Raw genomic sequence first — 11,995 nt, 5'->3', positions numbered from 1 at the left:
GTTTTGGAAATGCCTTCAAAGAAATTGGTGATTGTATAGATAAAATTGCCCACGAAGAAATCACAGCAAACCCGAATATTATATTCACGGAAATACTCCATGTTCCAAATCCTAAACTCGGTAATGTCTTGAGCAGAAAGCAGGCTCTGGACTATGAAATGAACTTTCTTTCTAAAAACTCAAATGCTTCTAAAGTTAGCCTGAGAGACATACACATATGTCTAGAGAACAATACCCTATACCTAAAGCATACCAAAACTGGTCAATATATTATACCTAGACTTAGTAATACACATAACGTAGACCAAAATTCACTGCCCGTGTATAAGTTTCTTTTCGACTTCCAGTACCAAGCCAAAGACAGAAGCTTAAAGTTCCAATGGCCAGAGACTATCAAAGAGCACTCTTTTTTCCCTCGTGTTTCCTATAATGGCGTTATTTTAAGTTTAGCAACATGGAAACTTGATTCTCATGATTTAAAAACACTTTCAAAGGTTATATCTGAAGTTGATTTCTTCGGTTGGAAACAAGCCATTAAACTGCCAGATTTATTTGTGATTTCGGAAGGGGATAACGACTTATACATTAACACCAACAGTTCCTTTCTTATGAAGCTGTTCTTAGACACAGTTAAAAGCAAAAAGGACATTATCCTTAAAGAATTTCTTTTTGATGAGAGTATTCCTGTAAAGTCTGCCGAAAACCTACCAAAAGTAAACCAATTTGTGGCTAGTATTATTAAGCGAAGACCCAACTTCAAAACACCAAACGACCGTAACTTTTCTACAGAAAACGCTTTCGTATTTTTCCCGGAAATAAAGCATCCTGAAGTTAAGAAGTGGTTATATATTAAGCTCTATTGTCCTCCAAGCTCTGTTGATGACATTTTTGAAACAAACCTTTCCGATTTAATAGAAAAAGGGCTCGATGAAGGATTAATTGATAAATGGTTTTTTATTAGGTATCGGGATCCTGACTTCCATTTAAGACTTAGGTTTCATTTAACGGAAGACCATATTTCATTTATAAAACTACTCCAAGACGCTATTGATGCTTTACAGCAACTTGGACACGTTTGGAAATTAGAGAATGACCATTATATAGCTGAAATAGAAAGGTACTCTACACTCGGCATAAAAGTGGCAGAAGACCTCTTCTTCCGAGACAGCATGGCTTACTTAATGTTTATAAAAAATATTGAGCCCGAAATAAAAGAAAACACAAGATGGCTTTATGCCTTAAGAGCCGTAGACGACTTATTGGAAATTTTCAATTTTTCGTTAAAAGAGAAACTTAATCTCATTACCTCTTTTAGAGAAGGCTTTTTTATAGAATATGGTATAAACCCATCAAAGAAAAGGCAGATTGATAAACTGTACCGTGAAAATAGAGAAGAGATTAATGCTTACCTTTCAAAAAAATCTGTCCTAACAGAGCATATCTTGGAAGTTAGAAAAAATGGACTTTCAAGTTTTAAAATAGACCCAATCACAGATAAAGAATTCGTCTTTGGACTGACACATATGTCCGTTAACAGAACCGTAACTATTCAGCCTCGTTTACACGAGTTCCTGATTTACGATTTTTTATTCCGAGAATATCAATCGCAAATAGCACGCTTAAAAAAAAAGTAATTGATTGATTATTGTAGCATCTTGCTCTCTAACATCTCAAAAAATGTATCTCTATACGTAATTCCCAAAGGGATTTTGTCATTATCCGTTTGAAGCACTATTTCTCCACCATCTACATACTTTAAATGATTAAGAGAAACGATGAAAGATTTATGAGTTCTTATGAAATGCTCTTTTGGCAGCTTTTCTGCAAGCTCCTTCATGGTAAGAAGGGTAATTATCTGCTCTTTTTGTAAGGTGCAAATGGCGACATAATTTTTCAAAGACTCTATATATAGAATATTCTCAAACTTTACTTTGACGTATTTCCCTTTGTGCTCCGTCTTTACCATGATATAATCATTTAAAGACTCTGTCTTTTGACTTACAGAACTGGAGGCCAAAAATCTATTCTGAACACGCTGTACCGCTCTCAGGAAATCATCAAAAGGAATTGGTTTAGTTAAATAATCCACCACATCATACTTATATCCATCTATGGCGTACTCCGAATATGCTGTAGTCAAAACAATCTTTGTGTCTTTCTTTAGCATGTCCATAAAACTAAAGCCCGTCAAGTGAGGCATGTTTATATCAAGGAAAACCATATCCACATTATTCTCATTGACAAAAGACAATGCTTCTACTGGATTTTGGAAAGAAGCGATGTTTTCAATAAAGGAAAGCCTCTTAATATAATTTTCTAAAATTTTTATCGCCGCAGATTCGTCATCTACTATTACACTTGTTATCATTTTCCTGTTATTAGTATATAGAAAGCTTGTTGTCAATTAGTTTACAAGTCTAACTAGATAATTTATAAATTCCTATGTCAACTTTATTTCTTCCAAAGAATATTCAAAACTACTTCGTAATTGGTCTCCGTTTCATTCACTAGTAGTTCGTAATCATCTCCATAAGTCAACTCTAATCTCCTTTGTATATTTATTATCCCTACCGAAGTGGTCTCCCGATCCTTAAAATCAAGTCTCTTCACATTGTTACATACAAATTTCAGACCATTTTTGTCTACATCGAGATCTATTTTTATTGGCGTGTCAGGATCATCAATAATTCCGTACTTAAAAGCATTCTCTACCAGACTTAATAAGACCAATGGAGGAATAACAAAAAGCATAAATAATCCAGACTTTTTAAAATCAACATAAACCATACCCCCAAAACGTAAGTTTTGAAGAACCAGATACTCCGTTACAGCCTCTACTTCTTTCCGTAAACTACTGTTCTCATTCTTAGTACTTTCCACAGAATACCGCAGTAGTTTTGTCAATGACAATATCGCTTTTCCCGCTTCTTCACTTTTTTCTGCCACGTCTCCGTAGACAAAGTTAAGTGTATTAAATAGAAAATGTGGGTTAATTTGAGCCCTCAAGAAAGCTATTTCGGCACTATGAAGTTGCTTCTCCGCTTCTCTTCTAAGTTTCTGGTCCTTTATTCTTTGCAAATATATCCAATAGGCGAAAGCATATAGTCCAGATGTAGAAAAACGCCAAGTCTCAAAAAGGTAAACATTCCATGGGTTTTCCTCAAATCTCTTTACAGACATGCCATACTCAAGCACATATACATCCCAAATGAAATTCACCCATGAAAAGAACAAAATTGATAATACGCTTACGACAACTCCTTTTAGCATCTCATCAGGAAAAGTTCTTTTATAAACTTCTACAATGAAATAAAAACAAAAGGTATAGACAAAAATGTTACTAAAATAGGTCATAAGCACCCCCTTAGTAACATCTTGTGTAAAACCAATTACAAAGATAAAATCGACCAAATAATAAATACTCCAAGCAAGTAAATGGAGCGAAATCTCAGCCTTATTCCGTTTCAAATTATTAAAAAAAGTAACTAGATAACTTTCTTTCATATCATGTTTTATATTAAAAATGGGTTTTGGTATAGTTAATCGTGTTATGTACACTAGTTGTTTCTAATTTTACTAGTAGCACGCGACATTTGTATAGTAAATTTTAATCAATCAAATAATCAATTTTAATCATGAGAAAAATCAATCTTCAAATCAGAAAAACAACAGTAGCGAAATTCAACAGTTCTACAAAGAATTCTATTAAATCTTGGTCTACAATTCCAATACCAAGTAAGTAAGTTTGGAAGAATATTTTCGCTGAAAATATTATTATGCATACACTACCCAAAGTTTTATTAGTTCATAGAAGTACCTTAATTTGTGAAGTCCTTCGCGAGTCGCTAGAACAGCGGGAGTATGATGTTGTAAAATACGCCACTTCTGGAATAGATGCAATAGAAAAAATTCTAAAGCATGAACCAGAAGTGGTTATTTTAAGCAACTCATTGCCAGACATATCTGGAATAGAAGTTGCTATAGAATTAAAAAAAGAAGCTTTCAAAGGCTCCTTCATATTCCTTTCTCAAAGTGCTAAAGACGCAAGACTCGTTCATCAAAGACTTGACATTTCAGGGCACATTCATGCTTTCGACGGCATGAGTGAGCTTTTTTTTGCATTACAAGAAATTAGATCCGGGAGATACTATATTTCCCAAAGTGTTAAAAAAGAAATTGACAAAGATCAAAAAGAAGAAATAAAGTCTTCGGATGTAGACCTTTCAATCCTTAAAACACTAACCCCTAGAGAGTTACAAATAATGCAAGCTTTGGCTGAGTCTAACACTACACCACAAATAGCGAAGCAATTTTTAATAAGCCCCGCTACTGTGAATAATCATAGAGCAAACATCATGAATAAGCTAAACCTTAAAGGTCGTAATCAGCTTATAGGCATTGCCATTTCCATGAAACCCTTCTACCTTCCTAATTCTGGCTTATAATTCATATATAGTTTTGTGCCATTCGTACATTTTATTTGAATAAAAAGTCCTTACAAGAAACCTTTACAATACGTTTATAACACTCAATCAGATATTTAATATTATTTCCACACAATTAGGCACTAAATAAAGCCTCTATAGAAATGTTTCTTTGGAGGCTTACTATTTTTGCATTTAATAAAGCCGCATATACATATTCTATTGAAATTAAACGATAAGGTTTTGAGGAAATTTATGGAGCCTAAACGTCCCTAAAAGAAACGGTCAAACGACATCATTCAGTCCTCCAGAAGACACTTCTAATTTTCAGGAGATTGGCACCAGAACGTCTCAGAATTATGTTATATTGAAATAATATGTTTGAAACTAGCTTTTTCTTCATATTTATTTAAAATACTTTAAAATTCCGTTTCAAAAAGCAATATAAGAACCTACTTTTGCACCCGATTTTTACGGTAAATAAAACTTAATAAAATGTCTGCAGCACATCAAGTATCTGACCGCATCCTAAATCTGGAATCATCAGCTACGCTAGCCATGTCTCAAAAATCTCGTGAACTGCGTGACGAGGGACATGATGTAATTAATCTTTCAATAGGCGAGCCTGACTTCAAGACGCCTAATCATATCTGTGAAGAGGCAAAAAAAGCCATTGACGCGGGTTTCCATTCCTATACTCCGGTTCCTGGAATTCCTGAGCTTAGAAAGGCTATTGCAGACAAATTTAAACGTGATAATAATATTGACTGGGCTCCAGCAAATATTGTTGTCTCTACTGGTGCTAAGCACTCTTTGGCAAACGCACTCCAAGTCATGGTTAACCCAGGAGAAGAGGTTATTATTTTTGCTCCATACTGGGTAAGTTACTCGGAAATGGTAAAATTAGCTGAAGGTGTTCCTGTTATCGTTAGCGGCTCATTTGAAAACGACTTTAAAGTTACTGCAGAGCAGCTAGAAGCAGCTATTACAGACAAGACGAAGCTTATCATGTTTTCTTCTCCTGCAAACCCTACAGGTGCTGTATTTAGCAAAGCCGAACTTACGGCTATTGCTAAAGTGGTGGAGAAACACGAAAACGTCTTTGTTCTAGCGGACGAAATCTATGAGTACATCAACTTCATGGAAGAAGGTCATTTCAGCATTGGTTCTATTCCTGCCATAAAAGACCGTGTTATTACAGTAAACGGTATGGCTAAAGGCTTTGCTATGACAGGCTGGAGAATTGGATATATTGGTGCAGCCGAGTGGATTACTAAAGGTATCACAAAGCTTCAAGGTCAGGTTACTTCCGGCACAAACCATATTGCTCAAAGAGCATCCGTGGTAGCATGGGACGACATGACAGCTGCAGAGACCATGAAAAGGGCTTATTTAATACGTAGAAAGTTAGTAGTAGATGGTTTGAAAGCAATACCTGGCTTTAAAGTAAATGTTCCAGATGGTGCGTTTTACGCATTCCCAGACATCAGCGAATTCTTTGGTAAGTCTGATGGAGAAACAACTATCAATACCAGTGACGAGTTCTGTATGTATTTATTACAAAAGGCTTATGTAGCTACGGTTGGTGGTGATAGTTTTGGTGCACCAAACTGTATCAGGATTTCAACAGCCGCTTCGGACGAGTCACTTTTAGAAGCTATTGAAAGAATTAAGAAAGCATGTTCTGAGTTGAAATAAACTCACTTCTTATAACACTGAAGAAAACCTCTCTGGCTTATTGTTCGGAGAGGTTTTTTCCTTCTAAAACCTTCATAGCAGCGTTTCTTCCTGGAATCCCGCTAACAGCACCTCCTCTTTTGGCTCCTGACCCACAAATAAAGATATTTGGGAATACCGTTTCCACTCCCCAGGCTCCTTCTTCACTTTCTTTTTCCGCAAAAAACCAGCTTAAATCATTGTGAAATATATTGCCCTTTGGCAAACCCAAATCGTTTTCTAAGTCCAGTGCACTTTTACATTCATAACATAAGTTTCCCTTTGCATCCTTTGAGATACAGTCTTCGAAAGGCTCGCCCAAGTATCTATTAATTCCCTTCAAGAATTTATTCCAAACTAACTCTTTTACTCCTTCATTATCCTCCAAGAAAAGATGATAGGGCATATCTAATCCAAATACGGTTATGGTATGAAAGCCTTTATCTCTCAATTCTTCTGACATAATGGAAGTATCCGTCAAAGTGTGACAATACATCTCGCATGGAAACTCACTCGCGATTTTATTATCCATCGCTTCTTCGTAAGAAATGGCTTGCTGTTTATAGGTTTGATTGATGTGAAATGTTCCAGCAAAAGCTTCTTCAACCGTCACGCTTTTGTCTTTAAGCTTTGGCAATCGTTCCAATAGGATGTTTATCTTAAATGCCGTTCCGTCTAAGCCTTTGTACTGGTCTTCTGAAAAGCTATACTTACTTTTCAGCTCATCAGGCACTAGTTTTTCCAATAATTGTGGGGCTGCATTAAGCAATATGTATCTGGCATCTATTCTTTCCCCATTTACTAATACCGACTGGTTTTCTATGCTGTCTACTTCCGCATTTATTTTAAACTCAACTCCTAAATCGACGGCCTTTTGATGTAACTGATTTACCAAACTACCCATTCCACCTTTTGGCACACGCCACTCACCAGTTTTGTTTCCAATGATGTGATAGATGAACGTTTTATTTTGCAGTAAGGTCTCGTCAAAAGCATGTGTATACGCTCCTATTTTCCCGTCGGTCAATAATACGCCTCGAAGTACATCAGATTTGACATAATTTTCTATTAACTCCCCAATGGGTCTTTCAACAAAGGTTTCCCATAACGTTAACTTCCCTTTTGCTTCAAAAGTAAATTTCCAGTCACTCTTTGACCTTAAAGGTTCCAAAAGTGAATCCCATACTAAATCTGCAAATTCTCCTTGTAATTGAAGTAACTTTTGATAGCCCTCCCATTCTTCGTCACCATAACCTAAAGCTAAAACAGATGCCTTTGAAATAATATTATTTTCATTGCTCAGCAACAAACCATGATTCTCTTCATAGGGTGTATACGAAGCGGTTTTTCTTGTCAATAATGCTAGCTCAAGTCCCAAATCTTCCATTATCTGTCTTGGGAAAAGGCTTATTAAATAGGAGTACCTAGACAAATAAGCTTCAAATTCAGGAAAGGTTTTTTGCGAAGTGGTGGCTCCTCCGATGTAATTATTCTTCTCCAAAATCAACACTTTTCTACCCGCCTTTGCCAAATAGCAAGCGGCCACCAAACCGTTATGCCCACTACCTATAATTACAACATCGTAGTTGTTTTTATCCATTTTCTAATGATTAATAATCGAAGAGCAATATCGTAAATTGAATGCAGCAAACCCCATACTCATAGGCTGGGAACTAATAATTACCTGAAATGTTATGAAGACATGAAAAAGAAAATCAACATAGACATAGTTTCGGACATCGCTTGTCCGTGGTGTTATGTAGGAAAAAAACGACTAGAAGAAGCCATCACTTCATTAGACGAATACGAACTAAATATTAATTGGCATCCATTCCAATTAGACCCAAACATTCCACAAGAAGGAGCTAATAAGGAAGAATATATGGCCAATAAGTTTGGTAGTGTTGAACGCTACGAAATGTTGGCAGAAAATCTAATAAGTGCCGGAGATGGTGTTGGTATTAACTTTGACTTCAAGTCAGCTAAGACCATCCCAAACACCATGAAAATGCACCAGCTGCTTCATGTCGCTAGCAAAGAGGGTTTTGCAGACCGCTTAAAAGAAAGACTTTTCAAGGCAAACTTTGAAGAGGTCTTAGATTTGACGCAAGACGCCACTTTGGTAAATATCATGAAGGAATTTGACTGGACAGCAGAGTACACACTTTCTGTCATCAATGACCAAGAGATAGCTTACTGGGTAACACAAGAGATTAGAAATTACCAACAAATGGGTGTTACGGGTGTTCCATTCTTTATTTTCAATAATAAATACGCCTTTAGCGGTGCTCAACCTCCACAGGTTTTTATTGATACCATTAAAGACGTAAGTGAAAAAATGGAAGTGGCCAAAGCGGAATCATGCGACATTGACGATCCGAATTGCTAAATTGAGCGACAGTTTCTGCCATCTATGAAAAACACCCTTATTTCGCTTTTCTTAATAGCCTTTTTAGGGGCATGTCAGGTTCAAAAAATATCTAAGAGGATAACACGCCCAAATGACGACAAACATCATTTGGGCTATCTTTTTATTGACCCCGCAACGGGTGACACCCTTTTCCAACAAAACGCGAATCGATATTTTAGCCCTGCCAGTACCACTAAACTATTTACTTGGTATAGCAGCATTAGTTTATTGGGAAAAAATATTCCAGCTTTAAAGTATTATGAAACCGCAGACTCCCTCATTTTTTGGGGCACTGGTGACCCCACTTTTTTACGAGCTGATTTTCCCGAAAACAATACGCTAGCTTTCTTAAGGAGTAAAGCCAATAAGAAACTCATTTTCTCTGACGCTAACTTTCAGGGTGAATACTACGGACAAGGTTGGATGTGGGATGATTACTTAGAAGACTATCAAGCCGAGATTTCGTCACTTCCTATTTATGGAAACCTTGTCACTTTTAATAAGTCCAATACACAGCCAAAATACTTTGAGACATTCTCTAAAAAAGTAGCTAATCAAAAAACAAAACTAGTTAGAGAAGAAAGTGAAAATATCTTTAGCATAGCCGAACATGCATCCTTAAATGCTGTAAAAGTACCCTTCAAAACCGATGGTGCTACTATAGCAGCCTTACTTTCTGATACATTAAAAGCACCCGTGGCATACGACCGAAAGCAAGTAAACAACTATGCATACGCCACACTTTTTTCTGAACCAAGAGACAGCCTCATAATACCCATGCTAGAGCATAGTGATAACATGCTAGCGGAACAGCTCATGCTTATGGCAAGTGGTCAAATTTCAGACTCCCTTTCTGTCACAAAGGCTATCAATTATATGCTTGAAAATAAGCTGTCCGATTTACCGCAAAAACCAAGATGGGTAGATGGCTCTGGGCTTTCAAGGTATAATATGTTTACACCAAATGACTTGGTATACCTCCTTCAAAAAATTAAAAGCGAAATAGGCCTAACCCAAGCATTTTACATTCTCCCTAAAATAGGTCAAAATGATGTCACTTACATTTGGGCCAAATCGGGTTCTATGAGTGGGGTTTATAACTTGGCAGGTTTTATGAAAACTAAAAAAGGCAGAACACTAACCTTTGCCCTTATGAATAATAACTTTACCAAACCCGTCAGTGCTGTAAGAAAAGAAATCGCTAGCTTTTTGGAGGGGATTTGGCTGGCATACTAAATTATTCTTAAATGTATTGTCCTTAAAGGACATCCTATTCGAAAATTAAAATCTACAAAAGTTCTCACTACAGCACAGCACATTTACACCACAGCAACCGCCACTGCTATTCGGAGGCTTTACGTACACATGGTTTACCCTATAAGACATTTATACGAAAAATAATTCTATCGGCTGCTGATATTTTGCCTCTGAGGGGTTTCAAAGAAAATCTGACTTTCAATTTTTAGTAGACTTGAGCACTGGGAAACTTGCTGTATTGTTAAATTCTCTGAGACAAAGCATGATTTGATAGGTTAAATCATAATCACTGGCATTTAAAATGAACTCATCACCGAGCTTACAATATCCCATAAACTGTTCAAGGTCTGGATCTTTTAAGTTGGTAATAGCCCCTACTTTTCCTTTGTTATATCTTAACTCTATATAGAATCTCCTCAAATCTTGGTATTCTAACTCAGCGGCTCTTCTGTTCGCTTTGCCTTCTTTACTCCATAAGTCATAGAGGGCATCAATGGAAAGCCCTGCCCCGCCTCCAAGACCGCCTGCAGCCGAAGTTCTCACCAGGTTGCCCACAATATCTCGTTTCATGCTTTGAGCATTTCTTGGGTTTTCTAAAAAGGCTTTAATTTCTCTTTCTATGGTTTCTGAGCGTTTGTCTCTCACCACCACCTCATCTAAAGCTATGGCTTTTTGATCTAAGCCTATGGTAGGATTACCCACAGACTTATCCCAATAAAAGGCCGTTTCTCCAAAACCTATGCCTTTAATTATCAAAGAATCTCCTTCTGCGGCTCGGATAAAAAAGTCTCCTGAGTCATTGGTTACTACCACGTGCTCGGTCCTTTGATTGGTAATGGTCAGTGAAGACAAAGGTCTTTTAGTCTGGCTATTTAAAACTTTACCATATACAGACCAAAGCTTCTGCCCTTGGCTATTTAAAGCAAAGAATAAAAGAACAAACAGGATTCTAAATTTATTCGCCAATATTATTTGGTACGGCTGATAAGGCTCCGTTTAAGATGATATAACACAGTTTCCCTTCCTGCGTTAATGCGAAATTAGCTTTTTTATCAAACTCTAAACGCCCTAAATCCTCTTTATTCAGTTTATCAAATGTTAATATTTCTGAAAAAGCATCTAATGGCTCCACAGAAAGCCCACTCCCATCCAATTCTTCAATGCCCCAAAAGGTAGAAAGGTCGCCCATATCTTCCACCACACTCTGAAATTCAAAGTCTGTCGCATTATTAGTATTGACCTCGTCTTTATTGATACCAATATCCATTTGAACGCCCTCTACATTCACGTTCCTTATCAGGAGGTCAAATAGATATTTTTCATTAGTAGGGATAGCATTATACTCCTCTAGCTTTCTTACTTTATAGGACTCTTTCGTAATTGCAAATAACGCTTTGAGAATAATCACAAAATTTAACTTTCGCAGATACATCTTCTCATGGTCATTTCCATAACCTCCAGATTCGATTAAAATAAGGCTGCTTCCCCATTTCTGGATGTTATCGCCAAAGGCTCTTGGCTCAAACTCGTCAGAAAACCGACCTACTTTATGCGGTATTATATCCTGCAGCATTTCATTCATTTCACAGATTAGCTGCATGGCCTTGGTTCTGTTTTCGTTCCAGTCGGTTTCTTCATTATAGGCCGTTGCCAAGAAAGAAATAGCCGCTTGGTTTTGCGTAGCTCCAGCAGAATATCTGACGTTTTGGTCGTGTAAATTGAAAGAAAAAGCAGGCTTTAAGTCCATTTGAAGCTCTTTCAAAAGCCTGCTTTCTGGACATACTAAAGCCAAAGCGTCTCTGTTCATATCTATCTGCTGAGCCGTTCTTCTAATAAATCGCTCCCCTCCATCTGGATTTAACAAAGGCACAAAGTGCAAGGTTAACCGACTTAAAATATCTTCCGTAAACTGGTTAGAGGTTTGTTCAAAAAACCTGAAAATATCGAAAAGAGCCATTGTCGCCGTAGCCTCATTACCATGCATTTGAGACCATAATAAAATATGGACATCTCCTTTGCCTATCTTAACCTTGAAGATATCTCTGCCTTCAAAAGACTGCCCCACCACTTCTTTTTCAAAATCAGTTTTCTCTAAAAGCTTCAGAACATCGGCATGTTTAAACCTCCTTTTTGTAAAAAAGGGTTCTTTACTACTTTCAAATACCGCTAAGAGCTCTTTATCCGTCAT

At 37.0% G+C, this 11,995-nt stretch carries 10 protein-coding genes; 5 read left to right on the top strand and 5 right to left on the bottom strand.

From position 1 onward, the window contains the following. Positions 1 to 1,634: thiopeptide-type bacteriocin biosynthesis protein (locus tag ACTBZY_RS11530; RefSeq protein WP_463046495.1), on the top strand; the 1,634-nt coding region annotated here is incomplete at its 5' end. 8 nt (positions 1,635 to 1,642) lie between these two features. On the opposite strand, the gene ACTBZY_RS11525 is transcribed toward ACTBZY_RS11530, so the two are convergent. After that, entirely contained in the window at positions 1,643 to 2,368 is a 726-nt protein-coding gene (locus tag ACTBZY_RS11525; RefSeq protein ID WP_463046494.1) for a LytR/AlgR family response regulator transcription factor, read from the bottom strand. An 83-nt stretch (positions 2,369 to 2,451) separates the two neighbouring features. After that, positions 2,452 to 3,504, bottom strand: a complete 1,053-nt coding sequence (locus tag ACTBZY_RS11520) for a sensor histidine kinase (RefSeq protein WP_463046493.1) — start codon at positions 3,502 to 3,504, stop codon at positions 2,452 to 2,454. 272 nt (positions 3,505 to 3,776) lie between these two features. On the opposite strand from ACTBZY_RS11520, the gene ACTBZY_RS11515 reads away from it, so the two are divergent. Both ACTBZY_RS11515 and ACTBZY_RS11510 read left to right on the top strand, forming a co-directional pair. Beyond that, the gene (locus ACTBZY_RS11515; protein WP_463046492.1) at positions 3,777 to 4,445 is read left to right on the top strand and encodes a LuxR C-terminal-related transcriptional regulator; all 669 of its coding nucleotides are present in this window, start codon (positions 3,777 to 3,779) and stop codon (positions 4,443 to 4,445) included. Positions 4,446 to 4,919: 474 nt separating this feature from the next. Next, a complete protein-coding gene (locus tag ACTBZY_RS11510) occupies positions 4,920 to 6,122 on the top strand; it encodes a pyridoxal phosphate-dependent aminotransferase (RefSeq protein ID WP_463046491.1) in 1,203 nt (400 codons plus the stop codon). 37 nt (positions 6,123 to 6,159) lie between these two features. Here ACTBZY_RS11510 and ACTBZY_RS11505 read toward each other — a convergent pair whose 3' ends face one another. Continuing rightward, positions 6,160 to 7,740, bottom strand: coding sequence for a phytoene desaturase family protein (locus ACTBZY_RS11505; protein WP_463046490.1), 1,581 nt, complete (start codon positions 7,738 to 7,740; stop codon positions 6,160 to 6,162). Between the two features lie 102 nt (positions 7,741 to 7,842). Between ACTBZY_RS11505 and ACTBZY_RS11500 the strand changes: the two genes are divergently transcribed. Together ACTBZY_RS11500 and ACTBZY_RS11495 are read left to right on the top strand one after the other, a co-directional pair. After that, positions 7,843 to 8,529: a DsbA family oxidoreductase gene (locus ACTBZY_RS11500; RefSeq protein ID WP_463046489.1), complete on the top strand. Its 687-nt coding sequence runs from the start codon at positions 7,843 to 7,845 to the stop codon at positions 8,527 to 8,529. A gap of 24 nt (positions 8,530 to 8,553) precedes the next feature. Then, positions 8,554 to 9,786 carry a D-alanyl-D-alanine carboxypeptidase gene (locus ACTBZY_RS11495; RefSeq protein WP_463046488.1) on the top strand — a complete coding sequence of 411 codons (1,233 nt, stop codon included), beginning with the start codon at positions 8,554 to 8,556 and terminating at the stop codon, positions 9,784 to 9,786. A gap of 219 nt (positions 9,787 to 10,005) precedes the next feature. Here the strand turns inward: ACTBZY_RS11495 and ACTBZY_RS11490 are convergent, their stop codons facing one another. Together ACTBZY_RS11490 and ACTBZY_RS11485 are read right to left on the bottom strand one after the other, a co-directional pair. After that, positions 10,006 to 10,773: a carboxypeptidase-like regulatory domain-containing protein gene (locus tag ACTBZY_RS11490; protein ID WP_463046487.1), complete on the bottom strand. Its 768-nt coding sequence runs from the start codon at positions 10,771 to 10,773 to the stop codon at positions 10,006 to 10,008. After that, the gene (locus tag ACTBZY_RS11485) at positions 10,763 to 11,995 is read right to left on the bottom strand and encodes a M14 family zinc carboxypeptidase (RefSeq protein WP_463046486.1); all 1,233 of its coding nucleotides are present in this window, start codon (positions 11,993 to 11,995) and stop codon (positions 10,763 to 10,765) included. The genes ACTBZY_RS11490 and ACTBZY_RS11485 overlap by 11 nt, the downstream gene beginning before the upstream one ends.

Source organism: Arcticibacterium sp., from assembly GCF_055134445.1.
The sequence above is the reverse complement of the archived record's forward strand: the minus strand, read 5'-3'. Positions and strand labels throughout refer to the sequence as shown.